The following is a 21,224-nucleotide window of genomic DNA, read 5'->3' on the forward strand; positions in this document are numbered from 1 at the left end:
CTATACCCTATTTTGGTAGCTGGCGACACCATTGCAAGTGTTGTGTCGCACCGATGATGAGGAAACCGTGCCTTGAAGGCCCCGGAACCTTGCCAAAGACCCCGTGCCCGGTTAAATCCGAGTTTCGGCCAGAGGCGGATGGTCCGAACGAGCAAGACCGTACGTTACGGTCACGGAGATGAATGTGACGATGGACGCCATTATAAAGAATTTTCCAAATGGCATGAACGACGATGCGGACAGCAAAGTCGAACGGCCGACGGAAGATGAAGCAAAGGCTGCTGTAGAGGTCCTGCTTCGCTGGATTGGTGAAGATCCGGCGCGCGAAGGGCTGCTTGATACACCAAAGCGGGTGGCAAAGGCCTATCAGGAGCTGTTTTCCGGTTACGGCCATTCCGTTGAAGAGATTCTCGGGCGGACATTCGAGGAAGTGTCCGGCTATGACGAGCTCGTCCTTGTCAAGGATATCCCGTTCTATTCCCACTGCGAGCACCATATGGTGCCTGTCATGGGCAAGGCGCATGTCGGATACCTGCCGGCAGGCCGTGTTGTCGGACTGTCGAAAATCGCCCGTGTCGTTGACGTTTTCGGCAAGCGGCTGCAGACGCAGGAAGCCCTCACTGCGCAGATCGCAGAGGCTATCGATTCCACGCTCAAGCCCCGCGGTGTGGCGGTGATGATCGAAGCCGAGCATATGTGCATGGTCATGCGCGGTGTGCAGAAGATCGGTTCGACCACATTGACGTCGACATTTACCGGCCTGTTCAAGACCCAACCGCAGGAACAGGCGCGCTTCATGTCGATGCTGCGCGGCCGGGACTAGCAAACATGCCTGATGAAATTGACCTGCGTGCGCCCTTCCCGCCTGCGCCGTCAGACAAGGCTGCACTCGAAGAGGGCGATCAGCTGACACCGCGTTTCGATGCCAGCGGTTTGGTCACCGCCGTCGTTACCGATATAGCAGATGGCACCGTCCTGATGCTGGCGCACATGAATGCAGAGGCGCTCGCCCTCACGATCTCTACGGGAATCGCCCATTACTACAGTCGCTCCCGTGCCTCGCTCTGGAAAAAGGGGGAGAGCTCCGGAAACTTGCAGACCGTGCATGAAATCCGAACAGATTGTGATCAGGATGCGATTTGGCTCAAGGTAAGCGTTGCAGGCCATGATGCCACCTGTCACACCGGACGCAGAAGCTGCTTTTTCCGTCGGGTCGTAGCCGAAAACGGCAAGATCAGTCTTGTGATGGACGATGAACGGCCCCGATTTGATCCTGACGAAGTCTACTGAATGAGCGCGTCTGCGGACGCGCACATTCACAAGTCAGCACCCAAAACTCACCACGATTCAAATCCTTGTAAGCAAAAGTATATTGATGTTGGTTGCTATAGCATGCCAATTTCACCAAACTTAAATAAATATGGCGTTGAATATTGGTATGCGCAGCGAACCAGTACTGCTAGGTGGTTGCGCCTAATATGTTCAGGAGTTGATTGTCTTGTTGGACAAAACACCGGAAGCAAAAATCGCTTTGGCACTTGGCGGCGGCGCAGCCCGCGGCTGGTCGCACATTGGCGTTTTGCGAGCCCTGGACGAAGCCGGAATTCAAATCGGCATGGTGGCTGGAACGTCAATCGGCGCGCTCGTCGGCGGCTGCTATCTTGCCGGCAAGCTCGATGAACTGGAAGATTTTGCCCGCAGCTTGACCATGCGGCGGATTGTCGGGCTCCTGGATTTTGCTATTGGCGGCAGCGGACTATTCGGTGGCATGCGGCTAAGCAAGCGCATGCGTGAGCATCTTGCCGACATCGATATCGAACATCTTGAACGCCCCTTTACAGCCGTCGCGACCGAAATTGCAACCGGTCATGAGATCTGGATACACAGCGGCTCACTTACAACGGCTATTCACGCATCCTATGCCTTGCCCGGAATTTTCGAGCCGGTTCAATGCAACGGCCGGACACTCGTTGACGGTGCTCTCGTCAATCCGGTTCCGGTTTCAGTGTGCCGTGCCCATGAGGCGCCCCTGGTCGTTGCCGTCAACCTGCATTACGATCTTTATGGAAGGTCTGCTGTTGTCAAACACGCCGCCTCCGAGGAACCTGTCGAAACGCCCGAGAAAACAACGCGGGCACAGCGCAAGAAATCCGCGCGCATCGGCATGACAAATGTCATGGTGGAGGCATACAACATTATCCAGGATCGCATTTCGCGCGCCAGACTGGCGGGCGATCCGCCGGACGTCCTATTGATGCCCCGCCTTTCCGATATCGGCCTTTCCGAATTTCACCGGGCGGCCGAAGCCATAGACCGGGGCTATGAAGAAGCCCGGTCCAAGCTCGAGGACATCAAGCGTCTGAGCGAAGTGCTCGTCTGACGGACCGTCATATCTGCATCAGGTAGATGCCGCCGAGCAGTACGGCTTCTGCAGTCAAAATACCGGCAAAGATTTTCTGACGGGCAATCAGGAACACCACAAATCCTGTTGCGACAGCCGCAATCCGAAGGCTCACCGGCGTTGCCTCGAGCACGCCGGTCGGAAACAGGATCAGGCGTGCCACAACCGCTGCAACGAGAGCCGTTGCGACTGACCGCACCCAAATTAGCCACACCGAGTCCTCAGATATGCGGTTGCCCAGCAACACACCGAGCCAGCGCCATATATCCGTCGCCAGCCAGCCGGCAATTGCAATGAACAGGTATGGCCATAAAGTTTCCATCATGCCGTCAGACTGCACTTTTGGCTCTTCGCCTTGCGGCAATCAAACGTTCAAGGAAGAAGGCCAACGTGCCGCCAATAATGCCCGCGTAAAGCAGCCCCAACTCCTCGTCCGCCATGTGGAATGCCGGCCCGAGCACAAGACCGATGACCATTGCGAGATACACCTCAAGGCCCCGGGCGGACGCCCAGATAGAGGTCAAAAAGTAAATCGGCGTAAGAAAGAACAGCGCTCCGCCAATCATGGCTGGCAGATGGCTGATTACCCCATATGACACCGAAACAACGACAATATTAACTGTCGTCAGCGTCAGGCCGAATCCTGTAAAAAAGGCGACCCTTCCTTCCCTCGGAACCCGGTCCAGCCGTTCCATCGTAAATACCCAAGATGTCACCGCGACGAAATGGGAGACGACAAGCAGCACCCAGGTCGGCGTGGATTTTGTCCGTATTTCAGGAACAAGTGCGGCAACCATCGGCATCAGCCGCATGGATGACAGGGTCACGGCAAGCGCAGCGGCCGGCAACGATGCACCCGCCAGTATCGCACCGATAAGCACGAACTGCGCCGGTAAAGCCCATATGATCCCCATCATGAACACTGCCTGCCCGTACGATATTCCGGCCTCATAGGCAAAACCGCAGAACCCGACGACAGCGCTGGTCAGAACAAGGGCCGGAATAGAAAATATGCCGCGCATCCCCAGAAGGAACCAGGGCCGTTGGCGAAACGATGGTTGCGTACTCATGCCACCTTGTTAGACACAGGATGCTGGATTGAAAAGCGCTCCAAGTACCGAAATCAGAGCCTTGATACGAATTTCTGCAATTGCCGGGCCCTGGCAGCCAAGGCCTTTCGATCTGATGCCAGCGCCGTTTCCAGGCATTTTACAGCGATCGCCGGATCTATGCGCCGATCACAAGCCAGATCGACAATCCCTTGCAGAGAACATGCGGCCACAATGTTTGATTTGGCATTTGTATTTGATTTAAGGATACCGGCCAACCGTTGAACCTGCACGTTTGTCAGCGCCGTACGAACGAGGATCTTTGGCAATTGCTCGCCGATTTCCCACTGGTTCAGGGTCTCCAGACGATCAAGCAGACCGTCAGCAAACGGATCGAACCGTGCGGGTTCATCCGCGGCGAGCTGCATCAGCGCATGGGCCGCATGCGCGACAACGGCTTTATCACCGTCATCGAGAAGGGCAATGAGTTCAGGCAGCAGCGTCGCATCTTGCCTGACCTGATCGGCCACCGCTCCGGCCGCACCGACAACCCGGCGATCGCCTTCCATAAGGCGATCGCGCAGTTCAAACGTCATACTCTACTTTTTCCGCGGAACCTTGGGCACCGCACTGCCGCGCGCCTTGGAGGGTTCCGGTTTGTCCTTAACCTCCGTGTCGCCATTGCCGGCATTCGGCTTGGTATCAGTGTCAGCGACCGCGTCGGCCTTCGGTTTCGCCGCCTGTGTTTTGCGCTTTGCGGCGGGTTCCTTGCGCGGTTTTGCCGGCGTCTTGTCAGGAATGGCTTCGAGCTTAAGCCCGGGCTTGCCGTCTTCCTTTTTCTCGACCGTCACCTTGACGGTGCCACCCTTTTTCAACTTGCCGAACAGTACCTCATCCGCAAGCTTCTTCTTGACGTGCTCCTGTATAACCCGCGCAAGCGGTCTTGCACCCATGCGTTCGTCGTAGCCCTTGTCGGCCAGCCACGCGACAGCTTCCTTCGAAAGGTCAAAAGTGACTCCGCGCTCGGCCAATTGCGCCTCAAGCTGCATGACGAATTTCTGAACAACCTGATGCACAACAGGTGTCGGCAGCGAACCGAACGGAATGACCGCGTCCAGCCGGTTGCGGAACTCCGGCGAGAACATGCGGTTGATCGCCTCCATGTCGTCGCCTTCGCGCTTCGAAGAACCGAAACCGATGGCGGGTTTAGCAAGGTCGGCCGCGCCTGCATTGGTTGTCATGATCAAAATGACATTGCGGAAATCGATCTGCTTGCCATTGTGGTCTGTCAGCTTGCCATGGTCCATCACCTGCAACAGGATATTGAACAGGTCCGGATGGGCCTTTTCGATTTCGTCGAGAAGCAGCACGCAATGCGGATGCTGGTCGACACCATCCGTCAAAAGTCCGCCCTGATCAAAGCCGACATATCCGGGCGGTGCGCCCAGCAGTCTCGAGACCGTGTGGCGCTCCATATATTCGGACATATCGAAGCGCAGCAGTTCGACGCCCAGCGAACTGGCGAGCTGCCTTGCGACCTCGGTCTTGCCCACACCGGTCGGGCCGGAGAACAGGTAGCTGCCGATCGGCTTGTCCGGCTCGCGCAAACCGGCACGTGCCAGCTTGATTGCCGATGCCAGTGTTTCGATTGCCTGGTCCTGGCCGTAAACGACCCTGCGCAGTTCCTTGTCGAGATTGGCAAGAACCTGCTTGTCGTCCTTGGACACGGATTTCGGAGGAATGCGTGCCATGGTCGCAACCGTGGCTTCGATTTCCTTCTCCGTAATCGTCTTGCGGCGTTTGCTTTCTTCAACCAGCATCTGTGACGCACCGGTCTCGTCGATCACGTCGATCGCCTTGTCGGGCAGCTTGCGGTCGTTGATGTAACGTGCCGACAGCTCCACGGCGGAGGTGATTGCGTCATTGCTGTATTTGACCTTGTGATAGTCCTCGTAATAGGGCTTCAGCCCCTTGAGGATCTCCACAGCGTCGTCGATGCTGGGCTCATTCACATCGATCTTCTGGAAGCGGCGTACAAGCGCCCTGTCCTTCTCGAAGAACTGACGGAACTCCTTGTATGTGGTCGAACCGATGCAGCGGATAGTTCCGGATGACAGTGCCGGCTTCAAAAGGTTCGATGCATCCATCGCACCACCCGATGTCGCGCCCGCGCCAATGACCGTGTGGATCTCATCGATGAAGAGCACCGCGCCTTCCATCTCCTCGAGCTCCTTGACCACTTGCTTCAGCCGCTCTTCGAAATCGCCGCGGTAGCGCGTACCGGCCAGCAAGGCGCCCATGTCGAGCGCATAGATGGTCGAATCGAGAAGCACCTCCGGCACTTCGTTGTTGATAATGCGGCGTGCCAGCCCCTCGGCGATGGCCGTTTTGCCGACGCCGGGATCGCCGACATAAAGCGGATTGTTCTTCGAACGGCGGCAGAGCACCTGGATTGTGCGATTGACCTCTTGCTCCCGGCCGATCAGAGGATCGACCTTGCCGTCCGCGGCCTTCTGATTGAGGTTGATGCAATAGGCACTCAGTGCGTCCTGGTTTTTCGGCTTCGCACTGTCCTCGTTTTCCGATGGTGCTGATGAGGCATCAGAATCGGAGTCTTCGGCACCGCGCACCGGCCGGCTTTCCGAAACACCTGGTCGCTTAGCAATTCCGTGGGAAATGAAATTGACCGCATCGTAGCGCGTCATTTCCTGTTCCTGCAGGAAATAGGCAGCGTGGCTTTCGCGCTCGGCGAAGATCGCAACGAGCACGTTGGCTCCCGTCACCTCGTCACGACCGGACGATTGAACATGGATTACCGCGCGCTGAATGACACGTTGAAATCCGGATGTCGGTTTTGAATCCTCATCGTAGCCGGTGACAAGGTTATGTAGTTCATTGTCGATATATTCGGTCACCGTCGACCGCAGGGCATCCAGATCAACTCCGCAGGCCCGCATGACGGCCGCCGCATCGGAGTCGTCCATCAGCGCCAGCAACAAATGCTCCAGCGTCGCATACTCATGATGGCGATCGTTGGCAAATGTCAGTGCCTGATGCAGCGCCTTTTCAAGGCTGGTAGAAAATGTCGGCACGTTTAAATCCTCATTTCTTTTCCATCACGCATTGCAATGGGTGCTGGTTCTGGCGCGAAAAATCCATCACTTGTGTAACTTTGGTTTCGGCCACCTCGTATGTAAAGACCCCGCACTCCCCTACACCGTGATTGTGAACATGCAGCATTATTCGTGTTGCGGCCTCCCGGTCCTTTTGAAAAAAACGCTCCAGCACATGAACTACAAACTCCATGGGCGTGTAGTCATCGTTCAGAAGCAGCACGCGGTAGAGACTCGGCTTTTTAAGTTTCTTCTTGGTGCGTGTGATGACGGATACGCCATTGCCGGTTCCCTTGTCGTCACCGTCCTTGTCGTCATCACCGCTCATATTTGCCCAAACAGGCCTGAATGCCATTTTTTCCTGATCCTGACTCAACTGGTTCCATACCGATTTTGATACAGTCCTGATTTGTTTTCCAGTCTACCCTAATCTAATGCCAAAGTGTGCGATTTTAAGCCCCGGACGGCGGCTCAGTGCATGGTGTGTTTCTTAGTCTTAGATAGGGATGAAATCTCGCCGGGACAGAGGTCCGGCAAAGAGATTTTTCACAGCCGCCCGAAAAGCGCCTAAATGAGGGCAGCAAAAAACCCGACTGCCTCGGGCCGCCGGGTTTCGTCTGATCGGTTTATTGCGCTGACGGGTTTTTATCAGGAACCCTTTTTGGCGGCCGGCGCCGGAGCCGGCTTGGAGACAGCCGCTTCGTAAGGCTCATATGCCTTGCGGGCCAGGTCAGCGTAGATTTCGCTCATCTTGGTTGCCTGGGCGACAAAACCTTCATAGCTGGCCTTAGCGTAATCGCTCTGGATTTCGAGAGCTTTTTCAGGGGTCTTGGCGCTAAAGAGCTGCTCGACGACAGCAGCACCGTCTTCATACGACTTTTTCGAGTAGTCGGTGGCTTCGGTTGTCAGGGTCTGCATGCCCTGTGCAAGAGCGGAGTAGCTCTTGAGCATATTTTCCATGGCATCCTTGCCGTATTTGTTGGCCTCATCAAAGGAAAACATTTCGATGTCCTATCGTTGGGTGGGGAGGTCTGAACGCATCGGTAAGCCGGAACTGTGATCCGATTACGTCCGGATTTTATGTGCACCGCAGCAGATTGTCAATGATTTTTGTGCGTCGCAGCAATTGAATTCCCCCGCGCGATTAACCTCGTTCGCAAACCATACTGAAAGAATTCAGCAACCATAAACGGATTGGTAACGCTGTTTGCCTACACTTTTTCCAAATTGGTGGTCAAAGGGTTTTGATCAACCAGCCTGTAAGTGCGTTGCGTAATGTGATTGGACCAGTCAAGTGTACACGGCTTTCCTCAGCGGCAGATGTATTGCCCAATTCAAAAGTTTCTTTCACGACATCCTGAAAATTGTGGCCGCCTCCGGCCTGCTGATTGTCCTGGCTACGGGCGGTGCTGCAGCCAACGCCAAATATGCCGGCATCGTCATTGACGCCAAAACCGGCAAGACGCTTTACGCATCCAGCGCCGACTCGCTACGCTATCCCGCCTCGCTCACCAAGATGATGACCCTTTATCTTGTGTTTGAAGCCCTGGAAAGCGGACGCATCTCCAAGAAGACCCGCATTCGCGTGTCGAAGAACGCCGCCGCCGAACCCCCGTCCAAGCTCGGCCTGCGCTCGGGGCAGACGATTTCGGTCGAACAGGCCATTTATGCGCTCGTCACCAAATCCGCGAATGACGTATCGACCGCGGTAGCCGAACATCTGGGCGGCTCGGAAAGCGGTTTCGCGAAGAAAATGACTGCAAAAGCGCAGGCGCTGGGAATGAAGAAGACCACTTTCCGCAATGCGCACGGTCTGCCGAATTCCAGACAAAAGACAACGGCAAGGGACATGTCGCGCCTGGGTATTGCCCTGCGCGAACATTTTCCGCAGCACTATCACTACTTTTCGACGCGCACATTCAAATATGGCAAGTCCCGCTACGGGAACCACAACCGTCTGCTTGGATCCGTCAAGGGCGTGGACGGCATCAAGACCGGTTACACACGCGCTTCTGGCTTCAATCTGGTAAGTTCGGTCCGCAAGGATGGCCGCAGCATCGTTGCCGTTGTTATGGGCGGTAAAACCGGTGCAAGCCGCAACAAGCATATGCGCAACCTGATTGCCCGCTACCTGCCGAAGGCATCGCGAAAGGGCAAAGCCAATCTGATTGCCAAGGCGCCGTCAGCGGCCACAAAGATCGCTTTGCCGAAAAAAGGGCCCGTGCCTAAATTCCGCGATGTAAGCGACGTTCGGGTCGCGCTGGCCTATGCAAAACCGCAAAAGTCCTCCGCATTTCCCATTCCGCTTGACCGGCCGGTCGTCGGAAAGGATGCCCTGATAGACCGTTTGAAAAAACAGCGCGCCGTTGTTGCACCCGTTCCGCGCCCGAATGCCCCGGTCGAGCGGGCACCGCAAAAGAATGCATCCTCAAATGCCGGCGTTGACGCCGTCGTGACGGCCAGCACGGGCATGCCGTCCGGCTGGGTCATTCAGATAGGTGCTGCCCCCACGCGTGAAAGCGCAGAGCAGCTTCTGGCTGAGGCCAAGGCGAAAACCGGCGGCATGATCGCCAAAGCCCAGCCGTTTACGGTCATCACACAACGCAACGGCGAACAGCTTCATCGTGCCAGATTTGCCGGCTTTGACGGCAAGTCACACGCCTGGAAGGCCTGTAAGGCGCTCAAGAACAAGGGATATGGCTGCTGGGCGACGCAGCAATGAAAGTGAACTAGCCATGTGGCGTGGTAACTGATCGCCACATCCTCGAGTTTGTATTTAGTATTGGGGAATATCTAATGTCGACGCAGGAGCACATCTTTGGCTTCGTTAATGCGGGCCGCCAGAAAAACAGAGCCGCCAGTATCGGGATGAACGCGTTTCATCAGGCGGCGATGCGCCTCGCGGATTTCCGCCTCGGACGCACCAGCAGAAAGACCAAGGATCTCGTAGGCCTCCTCCTGTGTCATGGCGCCCGAAGCTGGCGCAGCTCCCAGCCCCTCGTCAGCGTCCGCATCAAAGCCGTCTCGCCAAGTGGGCTCACGGCGGTCAAGATACGCCTCTAACACCTGGATGCTTTCCGGGTCCTCCCGAAGTTCTGTGTAAAGCGAACGCAGTTCGGCTTCGTTCAACGCATCGAGTTCCCTGCCCTCAAATTTTCCAGCCAGAACGAGCCCGTTCATGGCGCCGGTGTCGAGGTCAAGTTCCATCTCCAGTGCAGCGGTTCTCACGCGTGAGGTCTGTCTGGCTGAGCGTGTACTGCGCGACCTGGCGCGCGCCCGGCCAAACAATGCAGCGGCAAGGCCAAACAGCCCAAGCGAAATGCTTGTGCGCCCCAGAAGGGTGAAAATCACCCCGAATATGGTCAGCAATACCGGAACAAAGTAGCGCAGCACCACAGCAAGGCGTTTTGCGTCCATGCGCAAAAACAACACCGCAAAGCCGGCCAGCAGCAAACCCACCAGGACAATGTAAAACAGTATAAACACTTACTTTCCGCCCTTCCCTCCGGAGAGCTGTTCCAGGAGCAGACGCGATTCCCGGCTTTTGTCTTTTTGCAGGGCCGGCATTCCGCCCGATGCGTAGACCGCAACCGCCTTGAGAAGGTTGAGCAGCGCGCTTGCGGCACTTCCGTCAAATCGCAAATAGGCACCGCCCGACAGACGCGCAATTTCCCGAAACGCGGTTTGCGCCGCCGCATCACCGCCCTCCTGGAACATGAAACACGGCACCTTTCGCATCCCGAGTTCGCCGGCCAGTTGGCACAGCTTGTCGATATTCTCCTCCATGGCGTCACCGATATAGACCATGGCGCTGACGGGTTTTCGCACCGTTTCGTCACGTGCGTGTTTCAGAACCTTGGCGATCTGTGTGTGGCCGCCACGGCAATCGATACGAACCATGAGGTCGCGCAGCTGACCGGTATCGCCGACCCATTTGGACGCGCGGCACTCACCGAAACCACGGAAATAGACGAGTTGCACATTCAGGCCGCCAGCACGGCCGACCGCGTTGAACATCTCACCCTGCAGCATGCATGCCGCGTCCCAGGTCGGCTGTCGGCTCATCGTGGCATCGAGTGCAAATATCAGCCTGCCGCTGTCGGAGCCGGCCGGTATCGTGACCGACCGCGCCGCGTTCAGGAAGTCTGCTATATCCCGGCTGGAGGACTGTGCATCACTCTCGGATACAACCTCCTTCGAGCTCTTCTTGTCCGTAATGTCGCGACCTGACATAAGATGCTCCTTGGAACTGGACCGCAAAGCAGCCGCTATACTCCCTCCAACTACAAATTTAGTGCAACCTGCAGGCAAATTGAACCGGTCGCGGACAATGCGCCGCGCCGAAGCGAATGTTTTTTGCAATGTGGTTAGGCAGTTGGGGGATTTAGCACCGTTACAGAAGCCCGAGATCGGCCAGTTCCCGCCTCAGCTCCGGCGGCAGCGAAAGGATGCCCGCGCCCCTGGAGGACATATCGGACGGCGCATCCTTGGACGGAAGATAACGCCATCCCTGAAACGCCCGGCGCGGCTGCCATTCCGTCAGGATCAGCCGCGGTTCGAGAACGATGCGACAGCGCGATATTCCCGATGCATCGGTAAAGGGCCTGATTTCCTCGATGTGCTGACGCACCTGGATATTGCCCTTGATGACCCAATAGAGCGAGCCTCCGTCCAAAAGCTCATCGAGGCGTTTCGGCACCATGCGCGTCGTGTGATACTGGATTTCCTCCAGATCGCGGCTTTTCTTGTCCGCAAGGCCGAAGTCTATCGACGCTTGCAGATCTTCAACAGCATCCACTCCGACACACAATTTTACCAGATTGAGGGTCATGGTACTGAGGTAACGGTCTCATCTGCAAGGTCAAGAAACTTCTGTTCCGTGTCCACAGCGTGAAAATTGCCGTTCAGCACTCGACGACGTTTACGGCAAGTCCGCCTTCGCTTGTTTCCTTATAGCGTTCGTTCATGTCGAGACCCGTCTGACGCATCGTTTCAACGCATGCGTCAAGTGGCACAAAGTGCTTTCCGTCACCCTTAAGCGCAAGCGAGGCTGCCGTAACCGCTTTCACTGCTCCGAGTGCGTTGCGCTCGATGCACGGTACCTGAACGAGACCGGCAACGGGGTCGCAGGTCATGCCAAGATGATGTTCCAGTGCTATTTCCGCAGCATTTTCAACCTGCTCGGGTGTACCGCCCAGCACCGCCGCAAGTCCGGCGGCTGCCATGGCCGAAGCAGAACCCACTTCACCCTGACATCCTACTTCTGCGCCGGATATCGAGGCGTTGTGTTTTATGATGCCGCCGATCGCCGCGGCCGTCAGCAGAAAGTCTTCAACACCATTGTGGTCGGCGCCATCATGGAATTGCATATAGTAGCGAATTGTCGCCGGGATGACGCCGGCAGCGCCGTTGGTCGGTGCTGTTACAATACGTCCGCCCGCGGCGTTCTCTTCATTCACCGCCATGGCATAAACGCTCAGCCAGTCATTGGCGAGAAGTGGATTGGCCTTGTTTTGCTTCCATTCGTCTTTCAGCCTTTCGTGAATTGACCCGGCTCGACGGCGCACATTCAAACCACCCGGCATGACGCCTTCACCCTTCAGGCCTCGGTCGATACACCCGCTCATCGCAGACCAGATCGCCGCCAGCCCCTTGTCGAGAGCCTCGTGCGAATGGTGCGTTTCCTCATTCGCCCGCTTCATCGCTGCAATGGACAGGCCGGACTTCTGTGCCATCAACAACATTTCCGCTGCATTGTGAAACGGATACGGCACGCCATTTTCCACTGGCGTTTCGGCCGCATTCTTCAAAGCCTCCAATTCCAGATCCGTCACGACGAAGCCGCCGCCGATGGAGTAGTAAATCCGCCGCAACAGCAGACGGTCATCGCCGTCATAGGCACTAAAGGTCATTCCGTTGGCATGGCCCGGCAGCGGTTGCTTGCGATCGAATATCAGATCGGTTTCAGGATCGAAATCATATGTCGGATGGCCTTTGGGCGCGACCTTCCGGTCAGTCTCGACCTGCTTGATGATCCCGTCCATCGCATCCGGATCGACGGTATCGGGTTGATGCCCCGTCAATCCCAGGACAACGGCCCGGCCCGTTCCATGGCCAATTCCCGTAAAGGCCAGCGAGCCGTGCAAGCTAACCTCTAGCCGGGCAACCCGGTAGCCCGATGGCCGTGGCCAGTCACCATGCAGAATATCGGCCAAAAAGCGCCCGGCAGCCACCATCGGTCCCATTGTATGGGAGCTTGACGGGCCGACGCCGATCTTGAAAACGTCGAATACGGATAGAAACATATCCCTGCAATTCCATTATGTCGGTTTTGTTTTCTACAATGTAGGCTGGCCGCACGTTTTTTTGGACCTGAACCCCGACATAGTTTTTATCGCCCGCGACACTTGCCCCGATATTCGCACAAAACAAAACAGCGCGGGAAACTCCCGCGCTGTTTTGAATAATTTTAGCTGTGTAGATGTGGCTCAGAGACCACCGAAAAGGTAGATCAATGCCAGCAAGCTCACAAACCCAATCACTGCACGGGCGGTTACGCCCCAGCAAGATTTTTGGACTGTATCTTCCATATTGGCTCCGAAAGATGCCTCATCATAACCACCGGTAAAATTTTTCGCCCCGTGGTGGGGCAGTCTTCTAGACGAACGGTTTCGTCTTCGCAACTGCAAAAATGGCGGTTTCGTGGCAGATTTCCTATACCCGATTCACACTTTATTAATTATATCAGTTGGTTCACCCGGCCTGAGGCATCCGCCATGCGGCGCATTTTTGTGCATTTCGTGGCAAAAATGCACTTTAACAGGCAATTTCATGGTCCGCATTTGGTCCATCAGTGCGACTCATGACACATCTATGACATGAGTCATTTGGATTTCATCGCTGTGTTTGTCTGCTTTGTCGGCTGGGTTCTGTTTGCCTGGTCCATCGACCGAAAACACGGCTTCATGCCTGTGAGTTTAAGCCAGGCCATGAACATTCACAGAGCCCGCTGGCTAGAGAACTGCCTGTGCCGTGACCTCAAAATGATCGACACAAGCATCCTTGCCGGGCTTCAACAGGGCACCGGTTTCTTTGCATCGACCGCGCTATTTGCAATTGGAGGCTGTTTTGCCCTGCTTGGCGCCACAGATCAGGTTTTGGGAGTCCTGTCGGGTATCCCCTTGAGCGTACCGGCAGAACGTGATGCATTTGAGCTCAAGGTTGCCGGCTTGCTCATCATATTTGCCTATTCCTTTTTCAAGTTTGGCTGGTCCTACAGGCTATTCAACTACTGTCAGATCCTCATCGGCTGCATTCCAATGGTCGATGAGGTCGAAAAGAACAGGGAACACGCCCAGCTCGCCGTTCGGCGGGCCGTGGAAATCAATATTCTGGCCGGCAAACATTTTAACGCAGGTTTCCGCGCGATCTTCATTTCACTCGGCTATATCGGCTGGTTCATCGGCCCGGTGGTGTTTTTAATTTCCACCGCGCTGGTGATGATCGTGCTGGTTCGCAGACAGTATTTTTCTGCAGCGCGCCGAGCCTTGATGTCTGGCGTTGACATCTGAGCTACGGCGTTCCAGTTTCCCGCTGTCGTCGATGCCGAACGGAGCGAAGGCGCAGGTCACTGTCATCTTGTTCAACGTGCGAGTGAACACTGATATCAGCGCGTGGGGCAATTCCGGCATTCATTCACTCCGGCAACAGGTGTCGCTTGAACAGGATCCAACACGCAACCGTCGCAGACCTTCTTCTGGTGGCGCTGGCTGCGCTGATCTGGGCTTCGGCATTTACAGCAATCAAGGTTGCCGTCGTTGAAACCGGCCCATATTGGCTGGCAGCAATCCGAGTCACGATCGGGTTTCTGGTCCTGCTGCCCTATGCGCTGTGGAAAGGTTTCATCTTCCCCTCACAGCCAAAGATGTGGCTGTTGTTCATCGGCATGTCGTTTCTCTATGTCGTAATTCCCTTTTTGCTGATCTCGTGGGCAGAACTTTCCATTGACGCGGGAATAACGTCGCTGCTGATGGGAACCGGCCCCTTCTTCGCCCTCATCGGGAGCCATGTCTTTACGAACGACGACAAGCTTACACCTATGAAGGCTATGGGCGTTGCACTGGGGTTTTGCGGGGTTCTGACTATCGTCGGCGTGGACGCCCTCTCCGGTCTCGGCCGATCCAATCTTCTGGCTCAACTGGCCTGCTTCATGGGCTCCATGTGTTATGTCGCCGCCGGACTGCTCATTCGCAAAATCGATATCCCTCCTGGAAGGCTCGCCTGCCTCGCACTTGGCGTTTCCAGCTTTGCCCTGATTGCCATTGCCCTTGTGGCCGACGGTGCACCGACCTTGGACATTTCCGGCGAAGGTATGTTCGCACTCGTCTATCTCGGTCTCTTGCCAACCGGATTTGCCTATCTGCTGCGGTTTTATCTCATTCGCAAGATCGGTTACTCCACATTTGCGATCGGCCTCAACCTAATCCCCGTTTTCGGCATATTCCTCGGCGTCTGGTTACTTGGTGAGCCACTGTCCCTTCGCATTGTGCTGGCGCTGGCACTTGTGGTGTGCGGCCTCTTCATTTCCAGGTTAGGGCCGAAAAAGAACCAGACAGAAGCGGTTGCCCATGACTGACTTGACCCATCCCATTCCCGCCAAACAGCGTGTCGTCCTTGTCGATGTCGCCAGGGGCCTCGCTCTTCTGGCGATGGCTATTTACCATTTTGCATGGGACCTGGAGTTCTTCGGATACGCGCCGTCAGGCATGACGGCATTTGGCGGCTGGAAGTTTTTTGCACGCAGCATCGCGGGCAGCTTTCTCTTCCTGGTCGGTGTCAGCCTCGTGCTTGGCCACGGCAGGGCGATACGCTGGCGTCCATTTGCGATACGGCTTGCGATGATCGTTGCCGCAGCCGCCGCAATCACGGCGCTGACTTTTTATGCCATGCCGGACAGATACATCTTTTTCGGTATCCTTCACTGTATTGCGGTTTCCAGCGTGCTGGGACTGGTCTTTCTGCGGCTTCCCGTGGTTCTGACGGCCCTCACCGCCGCCGTCATCCTCTTTGCTGGCCCATATATCGCTTCACCGTTTTTCAATCAGGGGGCGCTCCTGTGGCTGGGCCTGTCGACACAGCAGATTTTGTCCAATGATTTTGTCCCCATTTTTCCATGGTTCGGTGCGGTTCTGCTCGGTATCGGAGCGGCGAAGGCCGGACAGCAGATGGGGTTGTTTGCGTGGCTTGCGTCAATCTATCGCGGTGAAAACCGGGCTGGCCGGCCGCTGGCATTCGCCGGTCGCCACAGTCTTGCCTTCTATCTGCTGCATCAACCGGTGCTGATCAGCCTGGTTTACCTAGCAAGTCTGGTCTTTCCTGCACCCGCCGCCGATCCCATCGCAAGTAATATCAGGAGTTGCAACCACACCTGCGTTCAGAACAATCCCGCTGAATTCTGTAGTCGGTTCTGTGACTGCACCATAAATGAGCTTGTCAGGGCTGACCTGATTGATGCGGCACGAAAATCCCAATCATCCGGTGAACAGGACGCCGGGATAAATGAGATAGTCAATACATGTACTGCATCAGCATTCGAGGAAACCAGGGCGGAATGAACGCGTATCGGGCAAAGCCGAATAACATACCCTGGCCGCCAATCATCGCCCTTGCGGCAGTGCTGCTTTCCGTATCCGCAGGCATGTTTATTGAATTGCCGTTTTTTCATGGACCGGCATTCCGCATTGCAGGCGTTGCACTGCTTGTTTTGGTTGTTGCCGTGGATATCTGGTCCATCTCAACGCTTCGCGCAGCGCACACGACGGTCATGCCAACCAGGAAGTCCACCCAACTGGTCACTGCCGGTCCGTTCGGTTTCAGCCGCAATCCGATCTATCTCGGAAATGTCCTGTTACTTCTGGCGCTTGGTCTGATCCTGGCAAACGCATGGTTTTTGATATTCGCAGCCTTGGCTGCGATCGGCATTCAGAAATTCGCCATAGATCGGGAAGAGCTGCATTTGCTTGCGGTTTTTGGGGCAGAGTATGAATCCTATTGCCGCCGCGTAAGGCGGTGGCTGTAATCCGATTCAGATCTCGGCTCTGGGAATCAGGTTCCGACGCGCAGTTCCGCCAAACGGGCAAGACATGCTTCATCGACATTGTCGAGCTCCGCAAGTGTGTCCTCAATATCCTGCCGCTTCTGATTGAGCTGCTCGCGCTTTTCCTTGACGCGTTTCATCATCAGTTCAAGCTGGCCAAGTTCGCCGGGCGGCCCTTTGTAGATGTCAATGATCTCACGGATTTCTGCAATAGTGAAACCGAGGCGGCGGCCACGCAGGATTTCCTTGATTAGATGCCGGTCGGAAGCCCTGAACAGCCGTGTACGGCCACGGCGGTCAGGCTGGATAAGGCCTTCATCCTCGTAGAAGCGCAAAGTACGCGTGGACACGCCGAATTCGCGCGTCAACTCAGTAATGGTATAATACTTGCGCACATTGATTCCTGTAATTGCGGTGTTTATGAATTTTGACTTTCTTTTACGTAAAAGTCAATTATTTGGAACATAAATGAAACTGGTGGCAGTTGTCCAAGGCATCACGGTTGCGATATCTACCCGCCAAGCAACCCGAACCACCATCCGGCCAGGCCGAGGAAAGCAAAAAAGCCGACCACATCGGTCACGGTGGTGACGAAGACCGCAGAGGCTATTGCCGGATCAATGTTCAGCTTGTCGAGCAACAGTGGCAGTAAGATACCGGCGAGACCTGCAGCCAGCATGTTAATCACCATGGCCATCCCGATAACGAGCCCAAGCTGTCCGTTACCGAACCATGCATAAGCCAGCAATGCGACGACAAAGGCAAACAGAACGCCGTTGATGAAACCGACGGCAACCTCACGGCGGATGATCCGCCCCGCATTGTAGATATCGATATCCTTCGTTGCCAGCGCCCGGACCGTGACGGTGAGTGTTTGTGTGCCGGCATTGCCCCCCATGGATGCCACAATGGGCATCAATACCGCGAGCGCTACCATCTGCTCAATCGTGGCGTCGAAAAGGCCGATAACCAGTGATGCGAGGACAGCCGTACCCAGATTGACCATCAGCCACGGAAAGCGCGACCGCACGGTCGCTGCCACGGCATCAGAAAGCTCTTCGTCACCGACACCACCGAGGCGCATAATGTCTTCTTCAGCCTCTTCCTGGATCACATCGACGACATCGTCAATCGTGAGAACACCGACCAGGCGGTCGTTTTCATCGACGACTGCGGCTGACAAAAGGTCATATTGTTCAACAAGTTGCGCGGCTTCTTCCTGGTCCATCTCCGCCGGGATAGGATGGCTCGTCTCATGCATGATCGTTTCGATCTTGATTTCCCGCTTGCTGCGCAAAATGCGGTCGAGGTCGACGGCTCCCAGCAAACGGAAAGTTGGATCAATAACGAAGATCTGCGCAAAGGAGTCCGGCAGGTCATCTTCCTCGCGCATATAGTCGATGGTCTGACCGACGCTCCAAAATGGCGGCACGGCGACGAACTCGGTCTGCATGCGGCGCCCGGCCGTATCGTCCGGATAGTCCAGCGAACGGCGCAACCGGATGCGCTCGGTAAACGGAAGCTTTTCCAGGATGTCTTTCTGGTCGGCCTCGTCAAGGTCTTCAAGAATATAGACCGCGTCATCAGAATCGAGCTCACCAAGACCCTCAGCCACCTTTTCATTCGGCAGGTCTTCGACAATCTCGCGGCGGATGGCTTCGTCGACTTCCGTCAGTGCGGTGAAATCGAAATCGTCCCCCATCAGCCGGACGATGGCGTGCCGTTGTTCGGGTTGCAGGGATTCAATCAGATCGCCAAGTTCGGATTCGTGCAGGCTTGAAACCTGATTTTTGAGAAACAGAACGTCCCGGTCAGCAATGGCCGCACCAACCCGTGCGACGTAGTCGGCGCGAATTACGCCGTCTTCATCGTAAATCTCGTGGCGGTCGGGTGTGTGTTCCCCGGCCGCGGATTGGACGGTCTGATCGTGCATTGTGTTCGAATCTGACGTGCTTCATCTCGGTTTTTGGACCTTAGAGGCAGAAGCGCACAAATAGAACCATCCGATTCAGGAAAGTCGGCCTATTCAAGCTTCTTTTCGGCCTCTGCCACGAGATATTTGTTTCAGACCACCGGCGGCAATGGTTGATTTGCCTTCAGGCGCGCAGAACATTTTCAAGTGCCGAGGCTTCGCTCAGAATGCGGCTGAAGTCGGCACGGTCGACATTGCCACCGGAAACAACAACGACAACGGTTCTGCCAGCAAATTGCCGGCGCTGTTGCAAGAGGGCGGCCAGGGCAGCACAGCCTCCGGGTTCAGCCACCAGCTTCATGCGGTCGAAGAGCACCGCCATTGCGTCCATAACCTCACGGTCGGAAACGCTGAAGCCGCCCGAGACAAACCGTTTGATGATATCGAAGGTGATCCAGCCGGGCTGCGGTGTCACGATCGCATCGCAGATGGTCGGCGCACCCACCGTCACGGAAACGAGCTGATCGGCGGCCAGTGACTGGATGACATCATCATAGCCTTCAGGCTCAGCACACCAGATGCGCGTCAGCGGCATATGCGCTTTGACTGCGGTGGAAAGCCCTGACAACAACCCACCGCCTCCCACCGGACACAGAATGTCGTCAACGCTGATATTCATGTAATCGGCCTGACGTGTAATCTCGAGCCCTACGGTCCCCTGGCCGGAGATGACGTCGACATCATCAAACGGTGCAACGATGGATGCTCCGCGCTCACTGGCCATCCGTTCGGCCAGCGCTTGCCGGTCATCCTTGTTGCGTTCGAAAAACACCACCTCCGCACCATAGTCGCGGGTGTTCTCGATCTTGATGGTTGGGGCATCACTCGGCATGAGAATAGTCGCCGGAATGCCAAGGAGACCGGCAGCAGCCGCAACCCCCTGCGCGTGATTTCCGGATGAGTATGCAACGACACCTGCATGACGCCTCTCCATGGGAAGACGCGACAGCTTTGTATAGGCACCGCGAAATTTGAACGAGCCCGTTCGCTGCAAACACTCCGGTTTGAACAGAATGCGCATACCCAGCGCCTCGTTAAGCTGAGTGGATTCCAGCAGAGGCGTACGGACGGCAAGGCCATGAAGCCGCTCGGCAGCATCCTCGATGAGTTCCACCGTCACTTGGGTCCGGCCCCCAGCCGGTTCTTCATCCAGCATGTCATCACGCATCCTAATCAGCCGCCAGATAGTGAAGCACCGCGTCTGCCGTGGACGGGCTGCAAGCCATGGGAAGGTCATAGACAATGGCAAGACGGGTTAGCGCCTTTACATCGACATCATGAGGCATCGGCGAGAGCGGATCGACGAAAAAGACAAGGCCCTCTAGCCGTCCGTCCGCAATCATCGCGCCGATTTGCTGATCTCCTCCAAGCGGCCCGCTTTTGAGCGGGCTGACCGACAAATCGGGATGTGCATCGGCGATACGTCCGCCCGTCGTTCCGGTCGCAACGATTGACATGCCTCCAAGCACTTGTCTGTGTTTGCCTACCCATTCCACCATTTTGTCCTTGCAGGCATCATGGGCAATCAACGCGACCGTCTTAACGCTCATATACTTTCCGTGGCTCTGGTAGCACAGTTAAAATTCAGGCTTCTACAATGCCCGATAATTCTTTACGCATCGTCACCTTTTCAATGTCTTGTTGAAGGCTGGGCGAATACTTGACCGATAACGACGTAACCCTGTAGCCGAAACGTTTGTAGAATTCGATGGCATTGGTGTTGCGGGCAAGGGTCTCCAGCTCCGTGTGATCAAAGCCGGCTTGAACAGCCCCCTCCTCCAGCGATTTGAGCAGCACAGTACCAACACCCTTGCGATAATGCTCCGGATTGATCCACAAATCCGAAATTCTGAAATCGAGTGCTTCGCGAGCACCCCACCCAACAATCGTACCCTGCATCAGGGCAGTCACAATCCGGTCCCAGCACTTGGTGGTGAAATCATGGTAGGCCGCGTGTGCATTTTCCCGAACCTTCGAGGCATCCCCGTCCCAATTCCTGACCGCATCCTCCCATGCCAGTATGCCTATATGCGCTAGCTGCCGCGACTCCTTCGCCAATGCCTGTCTGATCTCAATCATCTGATCTCCTCCAGGAAGAATCGAAATTAGACGCCCCTCTGCAACAATGCCGGTCATGGATTGCCAAAATCGTAATTGATACAATGACTACCCGCATCAGACATGCCGTTGAATCTGGCATATCCGCGCCTGCTATTGCAACTCACGTGCTCTCTGCAGTTGTCTCCGTGACTTTACCTGGTTCGGCCGACATGTCCGAAAGATGAGACATCATGCGACTGCAGCAAGCGAAACACGGCCTGTGCGCATTGCCAGTCCGGCTCACGACAATGTGACCTGTCAGAGCCCAACATTACGCCGATGTAATGCAACGGACAGGCGTCGACCACAATCAATCCCAACATCTGATTCATCAACAGGGAGTACCTGCTATGAGACAGAAATATGCAAGATATGGCGAAAACTGCCCACCGGGATTCGACAATATCAATGATTACATGGCCCCTCGTCGGGCCGGCAAAGGATGGTTGAATCGGGCCTACACCACCATAAGCCGCTGGCTTTCCAAGTGGAA

The 21,224-nt window shown here is 55.8% G+C and carries 22 protein-coding genes and 1 pseudogene; 8 read left to right on the plus strand and 15 right to left on the minus strand.

Annotation, left to right across the window (positions count from 1 at the left end):
* The first annotated feature begins 190 nt into the window (after positions 1-190).
* The 3 genes and pseudogenes from folE to ABVT35_RS11685 form a co-directional block, all read left to right on the plus strand.
* The gene (gene folE, locus ABVT35_RS11675; RefSeq protein WP_368466637.1) at positions 191-823 is read left to right on the plus strand and encodes a GTP cyclohydrolase I FolE; all 633 of its coding nucleotides are present in this window, start codon (positions 191-193) and stop codon (positions 821-823) included.
* A 5-nt stretch (positions 824-828) separates the two neighbouring features.
* On the plus strand, positions 829-1,290 hold the full coding sequence (hisI, locus tag ABVT35_RS11680) for a phosphoribosyl-AMP cyclohydrolase (RefSeq protein WP_368466638.1): 462 nt from the start codon (positions 829-831) through the stop codon (positions 1,288-1,290).
* A 217-nt stretch (positions 1,291-1,507) separates the two neighbouring features.
* Positions 1,508-2,380, plus strand: a pseudogene (locus ABVT35_RS11685) (patatin-like phospholipase family protein); the annotation flags it as partial.
* A gap of 7 nt (positions 2,381-2,387) precedes the next feature.
* On the opposite strand, the gene ABVT35_RS11690 reads toward ABVT35_RS11685, so the two are convergent.
* The 6 genes from ABVT35_RS11690 to ABVT35_RS11715 all read right to left on the minus strand — a co-directional run bounded on the left by ABVT35_RS11690 (position 2,388) and on the right by ABVT35_RS11715 (position 7,565).
* Positions 2,388-2,726, minus strand: a complete 339-nt coding sequence (locus tag ABVT35_RS11690; RefSeq protein ID WP_368466639.1) for an AzlD domain-containing protein — start codon at positions 2,724-2,726, stop codon at positions 2,388-2,390.
* Between the two features lie 4 nt (positions 2,727-2,730).
* Complete coding sequence (locus tag ABVT35_RS11695; protein ID WP_368466641.1) at positions 2,731-3,471, minus strand: AzlC family ABC transporter permease; 741 nt, start codon at positions 3,469-3,471, stop codon at positions 2,731-2,733.
* A gap of 53 nt (positions 3,472-3,524) precedes the next feature.
* Positions 3,525-4,046, minus strand: coding sequence for a hypothetical protein (locus tag ABVT35_RS11700; protein WP_368466642.1), 522 nt, complete (start codon positions 4,044-4,046; stop codon positions 3,525-3,527).
* Positions 4,047-4,049: 3 nt separating this feature from the next.
* Complete coding sequence (clpA, locus tag ABVT35_RS11705) at positions 4,050-6,542, minus strand: ATP-dependent Clp protease ATP-binding subunit ClpA (RefSeq protein WP_368466643.1); 2,493 nt, start codon at positions 6,540-6,542, stop codon at positions 4,050-4,052.
* Positions 6,543-6,552: 10 nt separating this feature from the next.
* The gene (gene clpS / locus ABVT35_RS11710; RefSeq protein ID WP_368467847.1) at positions 6,553-6,891 is read right to left on the minus strand and encodes an ATP-dependent Clp protease adapter ClpS; all 339 of its coding nucleotides are present in this window, start codon (positions 6,889-6,891) and stop codon (positions 6,553-6,555) included.
* A gap of 320 nt (positions 6,892-7,211) precedes the next feature.
* The gene (locus tag ABVT35_RS11715; RefSeq protein ID WP_368466644.1) at positions 7,212-7,565 is read right to left on the minus strand and encodes a phasin family protein; all 354 of its coding nucleotides are present in this window, start codon (positions 7,563-7,565) and stop codon (positions 7,212-7,214) included.
* Between the two features lie 292 nt (positions 7,566-7,857).
* Between ABVT35_RS11715 and ABVT35_RS11720 the strand changes: the two genes are divergently transcribed.
* Positions 7,858-9,285: a D-alanyl-D-alanine carboxypeptidase gene (locus tag ABVT35_RS11720; protein ID WP_368466645.1), complete on the plus strand. Its 1,428-nt coding sequence runs from the start codon at positions 7,858-7,860 to the stop codon at positions 9,283-9,285.
* 71 nt (positions 9,286-9,356) lie between these two features.
* Here ABVT35_RS11720 and ABVT35_RS11725 read toward each other — a convergent pair whose 3' ends face one another.
* From ABVT35_RS11725 to ABVT35_RS11740, 4 genes are all read right to left on the minus strand, one after another.
* A complete protein-coding gene (locus ABVT35_RS11725; RefSeq protein WP_368466646.1) occupies positions 9,357-10,049 on the minus strand; it encodes a DnaJ domain-containing protein in 693 nt (230 codons plus the stop codon).
* Positions 10,050-10,796, minus strand: coding sequence for a VWA domain-containing protein (locus ABVT35_RS11730; RefSeq protein ID WP_368466647.1), 747 nt, complete (start codon positions 10,794-10,796; stop codon positions 10,050-10,052).
* Positions 10,797-10,956: 160 nt separating this feature from the next.
* Positions 10,957-11,394, minus strand: coding sequence for a DUF1489 family protein (locus ABVT35_RS11735; protein WP_368466648.1), 438 nt, complete (start codon positions 11,392-11,394; stop codon positions 10,957-10,959).
* A gap of 73 nt (positions 11,395-11,467) precedes the next feature.
* Positions 11,468-12,868, minus strand: coding sequence for an L-serine ammonia-lyase (locus ABVT35_RS11740; protein WP_368466649.1), 1,401 nt, complete (start codon positions 12,866-12,868; stop codon positions 11,468-11,470).
* 573 nt (positions 12,869-13,441) lie between these two features.
* Between ABVT35_RS11740 and ABVT35_RS11745 the strand changes: the two genes are divergently transcribed.
* From ABVT35_RS11745 to ABVT35_RS11760, 4 genes are all read left to right on the plus strand, one after another.
* The gene (locus ABVT35_RS11745) at positions 13,442-14,134 is read left to right on the plus strand and encodes a DUF599 domain-containing protein (protein ID WP_368466651.1); all 693 of its coding nucleotides are present in this window, start codon (positions 13,442-13,444) and stop codon (positions 14,132-14,134) included.
* Between the two features lie 146 nt (positions 14,135-14,280).
* Positions 14,281-15,198: a DMT family transporter gene (locus tag ABVT35_RS11750; protein WP_368466652.1), complete on the plus strand. Its 918-nt coding sequence runs from the start codon at positions 14,281-14,283 to the stop codon at positions 15,196-15,198.
* A complete protein-coding gene (locus ABVT35_RS11755; protein WP_368466653.1) occupies positions 15,191-16,177 on the plus strand; it encodes a DUF1624 domain-containing protein in 987 nt (328 codons plus the stop codon). Before ABVT35_RS11750 ends, ABVT35_RS11755 begins: the two co-directional genes overlap by 8 nt.
* The gene (locus tag ABVT35_RS11760) at positions 16,174-16,641 is read left to right on the plus strand and encodes an isoprenylcysteine carboxylmethyltransferase family protein (protein ID WP_368466654.1); all 468 of its coding nucleotides are present in this window, start codon (positions 16,174-16,176) and stop codon (positions 16,639-16,641) included. The genes ABVT35_RS11755 and ABVT35_RS11760 overlap by 4 nt, the downstream gene beginning before the upstream one ends.
* Before the next feature lie 26 nt (positions 16,642-16,667).
* Here the strand turns inward: ABVT35_RS11760 and ABVT35_RS11765 are convergent, their stop codons facing one another.
* The 5 genes from ABVT35_RS11765 to ABVT35_RS11785 form a co-directional block, all read right to left on the minus strand.
* The gene (locus tag ABVT35_RS11765) at positions 16,668-17,054 is read right to left on the minus strand and encodes a MerR family DNA-binding transcriptional regulator (RefSeq protein WP_368466655.1); all 387 of its coding nucleotides are present in this window, start codon (positions 17,052-17,054) and stop codon (positions 16,668-16,670) included.
* 116 nt (positions 17,055-17,170) lie between these two features.
* Positions 17,171-18,592 carry a magnesium transporter gene (mgtE, locus tag ABVT35_RS11770; protein ID WP_368466657.1) on the minus strand — a complete coding sequence of 474 codons (1,422 nt, stop codon included), beginning with the start codon at positions 18,590-18,592 and terminating at the stop codon, positions 17,171-17,173.
* Positions 18,593-18,755: 163 nt separating this feature from the next.
* Positions 18,756-19,787, minus strand: coding sequence for a threonine/serine dehydratase (locus tag ABVT35_RS11775; RefSeq protein ID WP_368467848.1), 1,032 nt, complete (start codon positions 19,785-19,787; stop codon positions 18,756-18,758).
* Positions 19,788-19,800: 13 nt separating this feature from the next.
* Entirely contained in the window at positions 19,801-20,181 is a 381-nt protein-coding gene (locus ABVT35_RS11780; protein ID WP_368466658.1) for a methylglyoxal synthase, read from the minus strand.
* Positions 20,182-20,215: 34 nt separating this feature from the next.
* Positions 20,216-20,710, minus strand: coding sequence for a GNAT family N-acetyltransferase (locus ABVT35_RS11785; RefSeq protein ID WP_368466659.1), 495 nt, complete (start codon positions 20,708-20,710; stop codon positions 20,216-20,218).
* Between the last annotated feature and the right edge of the window lie 514 nt (positions 20,711-21,224).

Origin of the sequence: Hoeflea sp. TYP-13 (assembly GCF_040932035.1) — a bacterium.
In the GTDB taxonomy this organism is placed as follows: domain Bacteria; phylum Pseudomonadota; class Alphaproteobacteria; order Rhizobiales; family Rhizobiaceae; genus Hoeflea_A.